Source organism: Thermostichus lividus PCC 6715 (assembly GCF_002754935.1).
GTDB classification, from domain to species: Bacteria; Cyanobacteriota; Cyanobacteriia; order Thermosynechococcales; family Thermosynechococcaceae; genus Thermosynechococcus; species Thermosynechococcus lividus.
This window is the reverse complement of the sequence record NZ_CP018092.1, coordinates 1,635,519-1,650,883: the sequence shown is the minus strand read 5'-3', so window position 1 is coordinate 1,650,883 and position 15,365 is coordinate 1,635,519. Positions and strand designations below refer to the sequence as shown.

14 protein-coding genes, 1 tRNA gene and 2 pseudogenes are annotated in these 15,365 nt (G+C 52.2%); 7 read left to right on the top strand and 10 right to left on the bottom strand.

The window, feature by feature from the left end; translation table 11 throughout:
* Positions 1 to 141: 141 nt before the first annotated feature.
* From BRW62_RS08310 to BRW62_RS15235, 4 genes and pseudogenes are all read left to right on the top strand, one after another.
* Positions 142 to 489, top strand: a complete 348-nt coding sequence (locus tag BRW62_RS08310) for a DUF1830 domain-containing protein (protein ID WP_099799049.1) — start codon at positions 142 to 144, stop codon at positions 487 to 489.
* A 68-nt stretch (positions 490 to 557) separates the two neighbouring features.
* Positions 558 to 1,196: a RibD family protein gene (locus tag BRW62_RS08305; RefSeq protein WP_198405957.1), complete on the top strand. Its 639-nt coding sequence runs from the start codon at positions 558 to 560 to the stop codon at positions 1,194 to 1,196.
* Between the two features lie 18 nt (positions 1,197 to 1,214).
* Complete coding sequence (locus BRW62_RS08300; protein WP_099799047.1) at positions 1,215 to 3,515, top strand: UvrD-helicase domain-containing protein; 2,301 nt, start codon at positions 1,215 to 1,217, stop codon at positions 3,513 to 3,515.
* Positions 3,448 to 3,822 (top strand): annotated as a pseudogene (locus tag BRW62_RS15235) (ABC transporter ATP-binding protein); the annotation flags it as partial. The gene BRW62_RS08300 and the pseudogene BRW62_RS15235, both read left to right, overlap by 68 nt.
* An 8-nt stretch (positions 3,823 to 3,830) precedes the next feature.
* On the opposite strand, the gene BRW62_RS15230 reads toward BRW62_RS15235, so the two are convergent.
* The 3 genes and pseudogenes from BRW62_RS15230 to BRW62_RS08280 all read right to left on the bottom strand — a co-directional run bounded on the left by BRW62_RS15230 (position 3,831) and on the right by BRW62_RS08280 (position 5,429).
* Positions 3,831 to 3,950: a DUF433 domain-containing protein gene (locus tag BRW62_RS15230; protein WP_227517668.1), complete on the bottom strand. Its 120-nt coding sequence runs from the start codon at positions 3,948 to 3,950 to the stop codon at positions 3,831 to 3,833.
* 20 nt (positions 3,951 to 3,970) lie between these two features.
* Positions 3,971 to 4,201: pseudogene (locus BRW62_RS08285) on the bottom strand (RNA-guided endonuclease TnpB family protein); the annotation flags it as partial.
* 70 nt (positions 4,202 to 4,271) lie between these two features.
* On the bottom strand, positions 4,272 to 5,429 hold the full coding sequence (locus tag BRW62_RS08280; RefSeq protein ID WP_099799045.1) for an RNA-guided endonuclease InsQ/TnpB family protein: 1,158 nt from the start codon (positions 5,427 to 5,429) through the stop codon (positions 4,272 to 4,274).
* A 230-nt stretch (positions 5,430 to 5,659) separates the two neighbouring features.
* Between BRW62_RS08280 and BRW62_RS08270 the strand changes: the two genes are divergently transcribed.
* The 3 genes from BRW62_RS08270 to pgl all read left to right on the top strand — a co-directional run bounded on the left by BRW62_RS08270 (position 5,660) and on the right by pgl (position 8,545).
* Positions 5,660 to 5,776, top strand: coding sequence for a photosystem II reaction center protein I (locus BRW62_RS08270; protein WP_011056917.1), 117 nt, complete (start codon positions 5,660 to 5,662; stop codon positions 5,774 to 5,776).
* 64 nt (positions 5,777 to 5,840) lie between these two features.
* Entirely contained in the window at positions 5,841 to 7,799 is a 1,959-nt protein-coding gene (locus BRW62_RS08265) for a DUF3769 domain-containing protein (protein WP_227517320.1), read from the top strand.
* Between the two features lie 14 nt (positions 7,800 to 7,813).
* A complete protein-coding gene (gene pgl, locus BRW62_RS08260) occupies positions 7,814 to 8,545 on the top strand; it encodes a 6-phosphogluconolactonase (RefSeq protein ID WP_099799043.1) in 732 nt (243 codons plus the stop codon).
* Between the two features lie 6 nt (positions 8,546 to 8,551).
* Here the strand turns inward: pgl and BRW62_RS08255 are convergent.
* The 7 genes from BRW62_RS08255 to BRW62_RS08225 all read right to left on the bottom strand — a co-directional run bounded on the left by BRW62_RS08255 (position 8,552) and on the right by BRW62_RS08225 (position 15,359).
* Positions 8,552 to 8,633, bottom strand: a tRNA-Leu gene (locus tag BRW62_RS08255).
* A gap of 56 nt (positions 8,634 to 8,689) precedes the next feature.
* The gene (pstB, locus tag BRW62_RS08250) at positions 8,690 to 9,493 is read right to left on the bottom strand and encodes a phosphate ABC transporter ATP-binding protein PstB (protein WP_099799042.1); all 804 of its coding nucleotides are present in this window, start codon (positions 9,491 to 9,493) and stop codon (positions 8,690 to 8,692) included.
* A 59-nt stretch (positions 9,494 to 9,552) separates the two neighbouring features.
* A complete protein-coding gene (gene pstA / locus BRW62_RS08245; RefSeq protein WP_198405955.1) occupies positions 9,553 to 10,446 on the bottom strand; it encodes a phosphate ABC transporter permease PstA in 894 nt (297 codons plus the stop codon).
* 10 nt (positions 10,447 to 10,456) lie between these two features.
* Positions 10,457 to 11,410 (bottom strand): phosphate ABC transporter permease subunit PstC, encoded by a 954-nt coding sequence (gene pstC, locus BRW62_RS08240; RefSeq protein WP_099799040.1) that lies wholly within the window; start codon positions 11,408 to 11,410, stop codon positions 10,457 to 10,459.
* 105 nt (positions 11,411 to 11,515) lie between these two features.
* Positions 11,516 to 12,589 (bottom strand): phosphate ABC transporter substrate-binding protein PstS, encoded by a 1,074-nt coding sequence (gene pstS, locus BRW62_RS08235; protein WP_099799039.1) that lies wholly within the window; start codon positions 12,587 to 12,589, stop codon positions 11,516 to 11,518.
* 327 nt (positions 12,590 to 12,916) lie between these two features.
* Positions 12,917 to 14,212 carry an adenylosuccinate lyase gene (purB, locus tag BRW62_RS08230; protein WP_099799038.1) on the bottom strand — a complete coding sequence of 432 codons (1,296 nt, stop codon included), beginning with the start codon at positions 14,210 to 14,212 and terminating at the stop codon, positions 12,917 to 12,919.
* A 58-nt stretch (positions 14,213 to 14,270) separates the two neighbouring features.
* Positions 14,271 to 15,359 (bottom strand): LOG family protein, encoded by a 1,089-nt coding sequence (locus tag BRW62_RS08225; protein WP_099799037.1) that lies wholly within the window; start codon positions 15,357 to 15,359, stop codon positions 14,271 to 14,273.
* Positions 15,360 to 15,365: the final 6 nt, after the last annotated feature.

The following is a 15,365-nucleotide window of genomic DNA, read 5'->3' as shown; positions in this document are numbered from 1 at the left end:
CTAGGGGGGATGCTGTGGGGATCAGCCAAAAATTGGCAGGGGATCAATTAGCAATCTTGTAGTTGAGTTTACAACCGTATCAAAAATCCAGTGTTAGGCTAATCAGGGTAAAGAGTCTTTTATAAAAAATATCATTGTCGTATGCCGCAAATCTTTGATCCCGTCCCTCACGATAATTGCGATCGCATCCTCTGCTGTTATGCCAACGTCACCAGCAAAATACAGGTGGTGCGCATTACGAATATTGCCAATTGGTATTTTGAGCGGGTTGTTTTTCCAGGACAACGACTTGTATTTGAGTGCCCGCGTCCAGCACAGCTTGAAGTTCATTGTGGCATGATGGCGAGTGCGATTCTCTCAGATACCATTCCCTGTACAGAGTTGCTGGTACAGGAAGGAGACGATAATTTTTTTCCGAGTGATCCTGTCACGCAACAACGGCTAGAATTGCTCAATGAAGGATCACCGCAAGAAGTCATGAGCCATTGAGCCGCGAAACCACATCTCCACAACGACCGCAGACAACAGCTATCCTTGCTGTAAGTTTGGATGGCAAGTTGGCAAGTGCTAGTGCCCAAGGCGATCGCATCGCGTCAGCATACGATTTTCAGCACTTAGAAGAACACGTTGCCCAAGCAGATGCGGTCTTGTTTGGGGCAACCACCCTGCGCTTGGGGGGAACTGCCATGCGCTTACAGTCCCCCAGCTTAATTCAGCAACGCCTCAGGGCGGGTAAGCCGCCGCAACCGCTGCAAATCGTTTGCTCTGCCAGTGGTGACCTCGACTTGGCACTCCCCTTCTTTCAGCAGCCGATTCCACGGGCATTAGTAACAACAGAAACAGGTCAAGCGCGCTGGCAGGGGTCTAGCGCCTTCGATTACTGTTGGTGTGCCGATCGCCCCCACTGGGATTGGTCTTGGGTTTTAGGGCAAATTGCAACGGTGGGGATCCAGCGCCTAGCCGTACTCGGGGGAGGGCATCTTTTTGCGTCTCTGCTGCAAGTGCAAGCCATTGATGAACTGTGGCTGACGGTCTGCCCCCTAATGCTTGGATCCAGTGCCCCCAGCTTAATGCCGCTAAAGGAGTGCACATCTCCCACCATGACCTTGGTGAGTGCAGTGCCCGTCGGGGATGAGGTCTATTTACACTACCGCCTCGGCTACGGCGAGGACAAAGGAACTATGATAGAGACTTGAGCAATAACCCAGCAGCCCATGAGCGATTTCCTAGCCGGTCTGAACCCCTGCCAAAAGCGAGCGGTACAACACTACTGCGGCCCAATGCTGGTAGTGGCGGGGGCAGGATCTGGCAAAACCCGGACGCTGACCTACCGTATTGCCCATTTAATTCAACAGCATCAAGTTGATCCTGCCAATATTCTTGCGGTGACCTTTACAAATAAAGCTGCTCGGGAAATGAAGGAACGGCTTGAGCAGCTTTTTGCCCAACAGATAGCCTATCAGTTGTGCCAGCGAGATTGGCTTGACCTGTCGCCCCTAGAGCAAAAACGGGTGCGATCGCAGGTCTATCACACCTATACTAAACCGCTTTGGATTGGCACCTTCCATAGCCTTTGTGCCCGCCTCCTGCGACATGACGTGGAAACCTACACGCATCCCCAAGGCTACCGCTGGACTCGCAACTTCACAATTTTCGATGAATCGGATGTCCAAAGTTTGATCAAGGAAATTGTGATCAGTGAGTTAAATTTAGACGAGCGAAAAAACGATCCACGGGGGATTCGCTACAAAATTAGCAATGCCAAAAACCGCGGCTTAACGCCGGATCAACTAGAGAACGAGACGCGATCGCCAGCAACTCGCATCGCGGCTGAAGTCTATCGCCGTTACGAGGCGGCGCTTGCCCGTCACAATGCCTTAGATTTTGACGATTTAATTTTGCTGACGGTGCATCTATTTCAGCAGCAACCCCGTGTCTTAGAGCACTGGCATCAGCAATTTCAGCACATTTTAGTGGATGAGTACCAAGATACCAATCGGACCCAGTATGATCTCATTCGCCTTTTAGCCACCAATGGTACCCCTCCCCAGCAGTTCCAAGGCTGGCAGGAGCGCTCCATCTTTGTGGTGGGGGATGTGGATCAGTCCATTTACTCGTTCCGATGTGCTGATTTCACAATTTTGATGAACTTCCAGCGGGATTTTGGTGATGGTTTGGCGGACGATGACAGCCGCACCATGATTAAGTTGGAGGAAAATTATCGCTCGGTGGCCAATATCCTAGAGGCGGCCAACTACCTGATTGAGCACAATAGCGAACGGATTGATAAAGTGCTACGCCCCACCAAACCTGCGGGCCCCCCCATTCACTGTGAGTGCACTGCAACGGAAACCGAGGAAGCATATTTTGTCGCCGAAAAAATTAAAGCCCTCAGTGGCGATCGCCTCGAGCCAGCGTGGGGGCGCTTTGCCATTTTGTACCGCACTAATGCCCAATCCCGCCCCTTTGAGGATGTTCTTGTCCGCGCTAATATTCCCTACACCGTAGTCGGCGGCTTAAAGTTTTACGATCGCAAAGAAATTAAGGATCTTTTGGCCTACCTCCGCTTGCTGCAAAACCCCCACGATAGCGTGAGCCTGCGGCGAATTATTAATGTGCCCAAGCGCGGCATTGGCAAAACAACCCTTGATCGCCTAGGAAATGCAGCCCAAACCCTACGGTTACCCCTGTGGCAACTCATTTGCGATCCAGAGTCAATGATGCCCTTGGCGGGGCGAGCCAGTCGTGCCCTGCAACAGTTCGTTAACTTAGTGCAAAAATTACAATCCCTTGTGGATGACATTAGCCTACCGGACTTGGTTAAAGCCGTCATCGAGGAGACGGGCTACCGCCGCGAACTTGAGAATGACGGCACCGATGAAAGCCTTGAGCGTTTGCAAAATTTAGCTGAGCTAGTGAACGCGGCACAGCAGTTCAGCGAAGAAAACGATGGCGCAACCCTGAGCGAGTTTCTCAACAGTGCAGCCTTAGCCTCAGATCTCGATACTGTTGACGAAGGTTCTGGGGTGGTTTCCTTAATGACGTTGCATGCTGCCAAAGGGTTAGAGTTTCCGGTTGTGTTTTTAGTGGGACTAGAGCAAGGGCTGTTCCCTAACTACCGTAGCCTCAACGATCCCCTCACCCTCGAAGAAGAGCGTCGCCTCTGCTATGTGGGGATTACCCGCGCCCAAGAGCAACTTTTCCTTACTTTTGCCCAAAGCCGTCGCCTCTACGGCAGAAGTGAGGATGCCATTCCCTCTCAGTTCCTGAGTGAACTACCGCCGGAACTCCTTACCGGGGCGGCCTTACGTCGTCGCCTAGGTAAAATCACCTCCCAGCGTTCCCAGCAATGGCGAGTGGGCGATCGCCTTATTCATCCGCTTTACGGTACCGGGGAAGTCAGTCATATTTTTAACATGGGTCGCAGGGTGTCTCTTGCAATTCGCTTTCCAGGACGGGGTCAAAAGGTGGTTGACCCCACGATTACCCCCCTTGAACGGCTCAGCTCTGGTTAATTTGCTAGACGGGAAACCAAGTAGAGCGATCGCGCGGGCGGTGTTGTTGAATGCGCGCATTTTGATTTTGGATGAGGCCACGTCGGCGTTGGATTCGGAGTCGGAGGCGTTGGTGCAGGAGGCGCTGGAACGGTTGATGCGCGATTGCATGGTGTTTATTATTGCCCACCGGTTAGCGACGGTGCGACGAGCCGATCGGATTTTGGTGTTGCAAAATGGCCAAATTGTGGAGTCGTGAACCCATGCGGAGTTGTTAGCGGCAGGTCGCTATTATGCCCGTCTCTATACGCAGCAATTCCAAGATTGACAAAACCTTCATGGGGTGCGTCGGGGTAATTCTCGTTCCCGAGCGGATTCGGCTGCGTATCTCAAAGCTTCTTGGATATCCTCCGGCTCAAGATCAGGGTAGGCACCTAGAATTTCGGCGGCGGTCATGCCATCGGCAACCATGCCGACTTAAAGCGCGGGAATCCCTTTTTGCCCTTGACTTTTTGCTTGCAGTTGTTATAGAAGCGAGAAATCGCTGACCACGCTCGTTCTGCCATCGCTTGTCGTGTCAGCGAGTTGAGCGTTTTCGCCCAAGGATACTCTTTGGCTAAAACTCGGCAGTATTTGTTGAGGTCAGCCGTGCGTTTGCCTTGCCCGTCCATCCAGTAGCGAAGCGCTTTGTTACGAAATTTTTGGCTTGCCTACGCCTTTTTAAGTCTCATTGTGTTGCACAGGATTGCCCAGAGGAACGTTGTAAACTTCCCCGCCCTAGAAGGGCGAGGCTTTCTGTAGCCCTCCGGCTATCTCGCAAGCCAGCCAGGAGCCTCCAGGCAGCGTTACGGACTGCCCCAAAAGCGCAATATTGATTGCTCCATTTAGGTCTGCATCACCAATCCATCCGCAATGCCCACACTTGAACTTTTTTTCAGTTCTCAACCCAATATGCAAGCAACAATGGCAGGTTTGACTGGTATAGGCAGGTGGTACAGCAACCACCTCAACTCCTTCCTTGATACCCTTGTATTCCAAGAATTGTCGCAACTGATAGAACGCCCAACTGTTAGACCGTCTCCGCTCGGTCGTGTTTCTCGGTTGCTGGTTGATTCTATCTCGAATGCCTGTCAAATCCTCGATAGCAACAATGGCATGGAGTTGTTTTGCTTCACGAATGATGGATGCACTGATGGAATGATTGAGCCATCGCTGAAAGCGTCTCTCCCTCCCCGACAGCCGTTGCAGGACTTGTCGGCATCTACGCCGACTCGACCGTGTGCCCTTCGAGGCTTTTTGCTGGAGCGATGCTCTCACTTTGGCGAAATGATCTCGGACTTGATTCAACTGCTTAGCATCCCAACCTTGATCGGTACTAGTTTTAGCGATTTCACGCCGACCGAAATCAACGCCAATCCCCTTGTCCGACCGAATGGGTTCAGGAGCTTCGTCGCTCAGTTGAATGTGGATGTAGTATCCTCCATCTCTGTGCTTGCACAGTTGAGCCGAAGTGGGTTTACACCCCTTCAGCTTGCAGCGCTGGTAGTGTCCTATTTCCAGTTTGATGTGTTCTCTACATCCCAGCAGGGTCAGGCTGACTGTCCAATCCTTCTCCCGAAAAGAGAAGATTCGAGCATCGTAGTCTGCCGAAGTTGGACGAAACGCTTTGACAGGTTTGCCCTTCACTTTGGCTGTTTTTCGATTCGCCCCAACCCTGGCACAAACCCTGACTGCCTGATTAGCACTCAACCCAAACTGTTCTCGCAGGTCGTTATAGACCAACGACTGAATCGTTGTTTTGCTGGTTATTTTGGGTTTGACTCGCTCATTGGCATAGTTGCAAGCAGCAGCAAACGCCTGAAGCAATGCCTCAATCTTGGCATTTTGTTCGGGTGTGGTTGCAAGTTTGCAAACTAGTGTCAGAGTTTGTTTCATCCTTTTATATTCTCACCCGTGACTATGAAAAACAAGCGTACTAAACCTGGCAATTTCGGGGGTATTGAACCCCTCTCAATTGCCGCTCCTGTCCCTCCCCGACCTGAAGGTGCGGGGCTTCTCGGAGGTTTTCTGTGAAAGCGAACTGGCGCCGCTTCAGGGGGTTTGTGCAAAAGCGGTTCCGCAATCCCGTATGATCAAAAGTTGACGCTTCGAGAAATATCTGCGCCATGGAAACCCTCAAAATCACTGTTTATATCGTGGTCACGTTCTTTGTCTTGCTCTTTGTCTTTGGCTTCCTGTCTGGGGATCCTGCCCGTAATCCCAAACGCAAAGATCTAGAGTAACCCTCGCCAAAGGGGGGAACATCGGGTAACGTATCAAGGCAGTAACCATGAGGAATCTTGACCCTTGTTTTGGCTGCCAGTATTTGCAAGTCTTCCCCCCCCGTTACTCAATCAACCGGCGGATATTACGGAGGTCACTGGGGTAGCTCAAGCAGATCTGCTCGGGGCGCCGGTTGTTCCAGACCTGAGCGTCTCCGTTCCACCAACGGTCAACCCAACTGCGGATTTCACTGCGCCATTACGTTTAGCCGAGGCCGATGCAGATACTGCCGTTGTCCGAGATCAACCCCTTGAGGTTACCGCCGATCGCCAAGAATTTGATCTGCTGCGTCGTCTCTTTAGTGCCATTGGCAATGTTTTATTGCGTTTTCGGCAAGCCGAGCTAAGTGCCGATCGCATTCAAACCGACCTGACGTCGCAAATTTTAGTAGCGGAAGGTAATGTCACAATTACGCGGGGCGATCAGGTGCTGCGGGGCGATCGCCTCGAGTATAATTTGCAACTTGATCAAGGGCTGATAACTAATGCCAGTGGCGTTGTCAATGCCGCCCGCGTCAATCAAGATTTAGACATCAGCCGCAGCGCTGACCCATCCAACTTGCCTGGGTTTAGTGACAGTGAACGACGGACTCTCCAAGCAGAGGTCACCGATGCGCTAGATCGGTTGCGCTTTGAAGCCGATCGGCTGGAATTTGATGGTCGCCGTTGGTACGCCACGAATCTCCGCGTTACTAACGATCCCTTTAGTCCACCAGAATTAGAAGTGCGGGCACAGGAGGCCACCGCACAACCCATCAACCCCGACGAAACACTCTTAACTCTACGACGAGGCCGGGTGGTGTTTGATCAACGAGTGGCCTTACCCATTGTCCTACGACAATTTGTGGTTGGCCGTCCCTACGAAATTTTACCCCTAGAATTTGGCTATGATGAGCAGGATCGCGGCGGGGTGTTCTTAATCTACCGTTACGCCGCCATTAATACCCGCAACACCACGCTGACGCTGTTGCCCTCTATCTATCTGCAGCGCATTCTCAGTAATAATTTTGCCCTTACCCGTGCCAATAGCTATGGAGCGGCCATGGAACTCAGCCATCGGTTTAGTCCCCAAACCCGTATCCGTGGCTATGGGTTTTTAACGACCCTAGACCCTGCTGACTGGCCTCGCACCTCGCGGGCGATCGCCCAACTACGCCACAGCATCAACAGCCAAAATCTTTTTAATGTTTCGGCGATTTATCGCCAACGCATTTTCAACGGCTCCCTGGGCGAGCAGGAAGTCAAAAGTAGTTTTGGCGGCACGTTTACCTCCCCCGGTATTCCCTTGGGCCATGGTCTCACCCTCAGCTATCTTCTTGGTGGCCAGTATGTCACTGCCGCCAGTGATTTGGCCTCCTTACCCCCAGAACCCACCCTCGGTCGGCTGCAAGCAGGAGCTAACCTGAATTGGGTTACCCCCCTCTGGCAGGGGACGCCCTTGCCCCCCACCCAAACCGAAGGATTGCGCTACACCCCTCGCCCTGTACAGCCCTTTTTGCAGTTCTACACAAACGTTGGTGGCGTGGCCAACTACTATACCAACGGCAGTACCCAGCCCGCCCTGATCACGGGCGCCGGGTTTCGGGGACAGTTTGGCCACTTGTCTCGCAACTGGTTTGACTACACTAGCTTCGATCTGGGGTTTACGCAGACCTTTAATGATCAGTCGTCCCCCTACCTGTTTGATCGGATTGCTGACTTTAGCGTTGTCAATGTGGGTCTGTTGCAACAACTGTACGGGCCGGTGCGAGCAGGGGCACAAATGCAAATTAACGTTGATACCGGTGCTGTCTTTAATACGGATATTCTAGTGGAGTATAGCCGCCGCACCTATGGGGTGGTGGTACGCTATAACCTTGATCGCCAAATTGCCGCCATTCTCTTCCGCATCAATGGGTTTAACTGGCAGGGCAATGCCGATCCCTTCTCTAGTCCCGTCCTTGGTACTGCTGAGGATGGCGTTATCCGCCCCGATTTACCCTAGTCCCCCCATGGTTTATGAACACACCACGCATTCAGATCTTCCCCACCTTACAGGCACTCACCGCTGCCGCAATTGATACTGTTCTTGAGCAGGCGGCAGCAGCAATTAGCAAGCGGGGGTGCTTCACAATTGCCCTAGCGGGAGGTAACACCCCCAAACCCCTGTATGAAGGATTGGCCAAGGCGAACACCCCTTGGGCGCAATGGCAAATCTTTTGGGGCGATGAACGCTACGTCCCCCACGATCACCCCGACAGTAATGCGGGTATGGCCATGGCCACGTGGCTTAAGCACATTGACATTCCAACCGCAAATATTCACCCGATGCCAACGGATGAGCCAGACCCAGCCGTGGCGGCTGATCGCTATGAAGCAACCTTACAGCAGGTGTTGGCTCCTGCAACGGGCACCATTCCCTCGTTAGATCTCATCCTTTTAGGGATGGGGCCGGATGGCCATACGGCTTCCTTGTTTCCACACACTGCCGCGTTGCAGGTACGCGATCGCCTTGTTACCGTGGGGGATAAGGATGGGCAACCGCGCCTAACCTTGACCGTACCGTTTATTAACCAAGCGCGGTACATCCTCTTTCTGGTGACTGGAGCGAATAAACAAACCGCCCTTCGTCACATCCTTAGCCGCACTGGTGACCCGCACACCTATCCAGCCATGCTGATCGAGGGGCAGTGTACATGGTTCCTAGATCAGGCTGCCGCAGAGGGAGTGGTTAAGCAGCAAGGCGTATAAACTGTATGGGCGAGGTCAGACTCGAACTGACATGGGGAAACCCCGCTACATTTTGAGTGTAGTGCGTCTACCATTTCGCCACTCGCCCTCGGACTTATTACTATAGCACGCTTGGCGCAGCATTCTTGCGCAGTTGGTTGCACATCAACCAAAGCGCCCACTCACATAGTCCATCGTTGCTTGCTCTTTCGGACTGTTAAAGATGACGCTGGTGGCATCACACTCCACAAGGTAGCCTACTCGATTCCCCTTAGCAGTGGCCTCAGCATTGAAAAAGGCGGTGCGATCGCTCACCCGAGTTGCCTGCTGCATATTGTGGGTAACAATCACAATGGTATAGTTCTGTTTTAATTCGTGAATCAGCTCCTCCACTTTGAGGGTGGAGATGGGGTCAAGCGCAGAGCAAGGTTCATCCATGAGAATTACCTCTGGGCGGGTGGCGATCGTCCGGGCAATACACAGCCGCTGTTGTTGCCCGCCGGAGAGCGATAGACCACTTTCCTTGAGTTTGTCCTTGACTTCATCCCACAACGCCGCTTGGCGCAGAGACGTTTCTACAAGCTCGTCTAGGTCTCCTTTATACTTATTGACCCGTGCGCCAAAAACCACATTATCGTAGATAGATTTCGGGAATGGGTTCGGCTTTTGAAACACCATGCCAACCCGCCGCCGCACTTCAACTGGATCAACTGTTTTTTCGTAAAGATCTTTATTGTGATAGGTAATCTTGCCCTCGACACGGGCACCAGGAACCAGATCGTTCATGCGATTAAAGCAACGCAGTAGCGTACTTTTCCCACAGCCAGACGGGCCAATGAGGGCAGTGACTTGGTTGGCATAAATATCCAAAGTCACATCTCGTACCGCTTTGAAAGAGCCATAAAAAATCGAAGCATTGGCAACTGAAAAAATTGTTGTAGGCTGAGGAATCGTAGAATGACTGTCCATGGGAAAACTACCTTAGTAACTGACTAACTGACTACAAACAACATCATCAAAAGCAACTCCTAATAGACTCGCTTGCGGGTAAGTACCCGAGAGGTGATGCTGACAAAAAGGATAATGGCCAAAAGCACTAGGGCACCTGCCCAAGCTAAATCCTGTTGGGGTTTGTAGGGGATGATGGCAAAGAAATAGACTTGCACCGACAAAGTGGCAATGGGGCGGAACAAATCCGTTGACCAAAAGTTGTTGTTCAATGCCGTAAAGAGTAAGGGGGCAGCCTCACCACCCGCACGGGCAACGGCTAAGGTCACCGCTGTTGCAATAGAGGGCAAGGCGGCAGGCAACACAACACGGCTAACTACCTCAAAACGCGTGGCGCCTAGGCCAAAAGCAGCTAAGCGGACGTCCTCAGGAACCAATACCAGACCTTCTTCAGCCGTGCGCATCACAATAGGTAACATCACCACTGCCAAGGCAACGCCGCCTGCAAATGCACTGAAGCTTCCCATCGTCATCACAATAATCGTATAGGAAAATAGCCCCGCAATAATGGCCGGAACGCCACTCAGCACGTTGGCGGAAAACCGTACCCAATAGGCGATTTTGGTGCCGCGGCCAAATTCCGAGAGCCACACGGCTCCCAAGACGCCAATGGGGACACTGATGACAACGGCGATCGCCAGCACAATCAGGGTACCCACGATCGCATTACCTAAGCCGCCGCCACTTAATCCAGGAGGTGGGGGTAGTTTAGTAAACAGATCAAAATTAATGAGCGGTAGTCCTTGAGCAGCGACATTGATAATAATTGCAGCAAGGGGAATCACCGCAATGACAGCAAACAGACCTGTCAAGCTGGTCATGAATAACCCAAAAAGGTTACGCATCGATGTCCAGACTTTTGCAAGCTGAACAGTATCGGACTCTGGCGTATTTGGCTGGCTTAAACCCGTCATTTTTTGCTACCTATCGCTCAACATTTTGGAATTTCTGAATAATGATTTCGGCCAAGATATTGACCATAAGCGTCAAAATCATCAGCACCAAACCAGCGTAGAGAAGGGCAGACACTTGCTCTCGCCCTGCTTCACCAAATTGGGATGCAATCAGGGATGCAATGGTCGAACCGGGTTCTAAAAGAGAGATGTTAATGCGGTTCGCATTCCCCACAAGCATAGCTGCTGCCATTGTTTCTCCCATGGCTCGTCCCAGCGCCAGCATCACTGAGCCAACAATTCCCGAGAAACCCGCTGGAATCAGTACCCGCAAAATCGTTTCCCAGCGGGTTGCCCCCAGTGCCATGGCTCCTTGACGTAGGTGCGGCGGCAGCGACACCAACGTTCCCCTAGAAATAGAGGTAATCAGCGGCAAAATCATGAAGGCTAGCACTAACCCCAACGTCAGGATACTATTCCCCCGTGGGCTGCTGCCAAATAGAGGAATCCACCCCAGATAGGTGTACAAAAAGCCATAAAACGGTCTTAAAAAAGGAATCAGCACAAAGATCCCCCACAGACCAATAACCACACTGGGAATCGCGGCCAGCAACTCAATGGCGAAGGCAATAGGAATACTCACAAAGGTGGGTAAAAAGTCCTCACTGAGGAAAACTGCAATCCCCAACCCAAGGGGCACCGCTACCAGTAGGGCAATGAGGGCACTGACAATTGTGCCGTAAATTTGCGGCAGCACTCCGTAGATATTGCGAACTGGATCCCAGGTGGTGCTGGTCAAAAAACCTAGCCCGAACTTTTCAATCGCCGGAAAGGCTGTTATCCCAATCTGCAAAATAATCCACCCCAAGGCCACCGCAATGGTAAGGGCAAAGATTAGGGTGGTGTAGTAAAATGCTTGATCGAGGTAGTAGCGGGCGTTTTTTTTAGCTTCGATGGCGATTGGCTCAGTATCCAGAAGAGTCATGGCGCTGTCCTAAAGTTAGACGGTTTTAGCAAAAGCATCGGAATATGTTCATCCCGGGCAATGGCTTGTGGGGGGAAGACGGTATCCCCCCACACAGAATCAGGGTTACTTGGTTTTTACACGCTCTAAAACCGTTTTGGCTCGTGCCACAATGTCCTCGGGCATGGGCACATAGCTCAGCTGCTCAGCGATGGCTTTACCGTCCGTCAACGCCCACAGCATCACCCCTTTGAGGGCGTCCCATTTCTTAGCATCGCTGTATTCAGGGTACACCATAATCCAAGTCAAACCAGCAATGGGAAAGGCTTCTGGGTTTTCAGGATCGGGGACTAGCAAACCAAAATCTTCAGGAATCTCTATCCCTTCAAAGGCTTTAGATGCGGCTTCGGGTGAGGGGTAGATGAAATTACCAGATTTGTTTTGCAGCAGCGCTCGCGGCAGGTCATTGAGCTTGGCGTAGGCATATTCAACGTAGCCAATCGTACCTTCGTTTTGCTGAATCTGAGCAGCAACGCCTTCGTTCCCTTGGCCACCCACCCCGGTGGGCCAGTCAACGGAGGTGCCTACCCCAGCAGGCCAAGCCGGACAAACAGCGTTGACGTGGTTCACAAAGATAAAGGTGGTGCCACTGCCATCGGAGCGGTGAGCAAAGGTAATGGCTTTGTCAGGGAGTGTGGCGTTGGGGTTGTCCGCCGCGATTTTAGGATCATTCCAGCGGGTAATTTTACCTTCAACAATGCCGCAAAGCACTTCTCGGGACACGCGCAATTCGTCAACCCCGGGTAAATTGTAAGCAAGAACCACTGCCCCACCCGCCATGGGCACTTGAATGGGATCGGTATTGTATTTTTCACGGAATGCTTGGAGGCGGGCACCCGAGAACGGGGCGTCGGACGCACCGAAATCAACGGTGCCATTAATGAACTGCTCAAGACCCGCGCCACTGCCAACCGACTGATAGCTGACTTGCACATCAGGGTTGACCTGTTGAGCATAGGTGGTAAACCAGTTTTGGTACAGTGGTGCCGGAAAGGTTGCCCCTGCACCACTAATGTTGATGACTTCTCCAGTTCCCCGGGGGCCATTGGTGCCAGCGTCACCACAAGCGGCAACGGTACCTGCTAGCAGCAGCGTTGAAAGCAGAGTTAGAAATCGAGGTTTAGACGTTTTGAAAATCATAAGCGCGATCGCAAGTAAGAACAACAGACAGATGCGTCAGTACGTCAGCTTCCATAGGGCTACTCTGAGGGAGAGGCAATATCATCGCAACTCGCAAAGGAAGCTACGGGAATCCTACAGGAGCTTCGTAAAGATTGGGTTAAGCTAAGCGAAATTTATAGAATTGTTCCTTGATTATTATTAGTATGTATGGGTATAAAAATACAGCAGCGTTGGTTCTCGCAGTCACTGAGTTGATCATTTTTTCCTATTGCTACTGAACAATTGGAATAAAAATGCATAAGACATTGAGGGTGAGGCTGAGGAGCTGCACTGGCTGGTGTTGGTTCAAATGCTCAGCCGCTGGTAAATGTCTTCGAGGTGCTTGAGGTGGTGATCGGGGTTAAAACACGCCTCTAACTCAGTGGTGCTCAGGTACTGCATCACCTCGGGATCGCCTCTGAGATTAGCGGCAAAGTCACCATCGGTGCGGTTCCAAGCGGCATGGGCGTGTTTTTGGACTAGGGCATAGGCGGCTTCGCGGCTCAGGCCTTTTTCCACCAGTGCCAGTAACACCCGCTGACTAAAGATTACGCCGCCGTAGCAGTTCATATTGCGGCGCATATTCTCGGGATAGACTTGGAGGTGTTGCACTAAGTCCGTCATCTCGACCAGCATAAAGTGGCATAGAATTGAGCTATCAGGGAGGATGACCCGCTCTACGGCACTGTGGGAAATATCCCGCTCATGCCAAAGGGCAACGTTTTCGAGGGCAGCCATGGCGTTGCCGCGCAGCACTCGTGCGAGACCGGTGACCCGCTCGGAACGAATGGGGTTGCGTTTGTGGGGCATGGCGGAGGAGCCTTTTTGCCCTTTAGAGAAGAATTCCTCGACTTCGAGGACATCGGTGCGCTGGAGGTTGCGAATTTCAACCGCAAAGCGCTCAAGTGTAGCACCCAAAAGGGCAAGCGTTTGGGCATAGTCAGCGTGGCGATCGCGCGAGATCACTTGAGTAGAAGCAGTATCGGGGTGTAATCCTAGTTTTTGGCAGGCGATCGCTTCGACCTGTGGGTCAATATTGGCGTAGGTGCCCACTGCGCCAGAAATTTTACCGACTGCAATGGTGCGCTGGAGCTGACAGAGGCGATCGCGATGGCGCAGGAGTTCGGCCAACCAGCCAGCGAGCTTAAAGCCGAAGGTAATGGGTTCGGCATGAATGCCGTGACTGCGCCCTACCATAACGGTATAGCGGTGTTCTTGGGCACGATGGCGCACGGCTTGGATAAGATGCTCTAATTGTTCCTGAAGCAGGGTCAAGCTCGCCACTAACTGCAACGCCAAGCCGGTATCTAGCACATCGGAACTGGTCAAGCCAAGGTGAATATAGCGCCCAGCATCACCGACAAACTCGTTGACATTGGTGAGAAAGGCAATCACATCGTGCTTGACTTCGGCCTCGATTTCCAGCACTCGTTGCGGGTCAAAGGCGGCCTTTGCTTTAATATCTGCCAACGCCTCCGCAGGGATATACCCTAGTTCTGCCTGAGCTTCACAAACGGCTAGTTCCACATCGAGCCACGTTTTGAATTTATAGGCATCCGTCCAAAGGTACCCCATCGGGGCAAGGGTGTAACGTTCAATCATGGGTATGCTGTCAATCGGTGATGGTCAATCTCTAGTATCAATTCAATACAGTCCAGCCCTACTTGCGTTCGGGATGGTAGGTGGCTGTGGCGGTTGCCAAGCCATTGAGGCGATAAATCAGTTGATACAACCGACCGTAGTCCCGCTGGTTAAAGTGCAGGATCAGGCGAGGCAGATGTAGGGTGTGGGTCAACTGGGGGCGGTTGGTGGGCTGTTCGTCTTCTATTTCGCGCGGTAGCGGTGCAGTGCGCTCAATGCGACCGGAGAGAAGAATATCGGCAAAATCGCGATTAAGGTCTGCCAAGGCCGCATCACTAATGTCTTGGTTGAGGCGCAACACGAGGCGATCGCCCACGTAGCGGCAGGAGTGATACACCCGATAAAACCCGCTTAAATACTCTAACCCCTCCTCAACATTGGTGCAGATACGATATAGTTCGCGGTCTTCGTTACTAATGAGACCCGCGCCACAAAACTCCTCTTGCACCAGTTGATCCCAACGTTTCCAGTAGGTGCCTTCCGGCACATCCATCAACACGAGCGGGGTTGGCGGGGCTTTGCCCGTTTGGCAGAGGGTGAGACACTCAAAGGCTTCATCTTGGGTGCCAAAGCCCCCCGGAAAGACGGCGATCGCGTCCGTTTCCTTGATCAGAAATACCTTGCGGGTAAAGAAATACTTAAAGTGAATCAAGCGGGGGTCGCCTTCGATGTAGGGGTTAGCTCCCTGCTCGAAGGGCAATTCAATGTTGAGGCCAAAGGACTTCTCTGGACCAGCGCCTTTATTGCCCGCCTCCATGATGCCGCCCCCTGCACCAGTGATAATCATAAATCCGGCAGCACTGGCTGCTTGGGCAAACTTGACCGCCATGTGATAGACCGGTGCGGTATCCACTGTACGGGCGGAGCCAAAAATTGAAATTTTGCGGGTGTGGCGATAGGGGGCAAACACCCGCAGCGCTTGGTGCATATCCCGCAAGCACGAACGGAGTATTTTCCAATCCAGCCGTTCGAGTTCCTCGTCAGCAATATTCGTAAATATTTGCAGGGCTTGGTAAATGAGATCGCCGTGGGGTTGGCTGTCCAAGCGCGCTAATAACTGCTCTAACTCCCGCTGTAGGTTACTTAAAGCGACTCGCGAAAGGGTCATGGCACC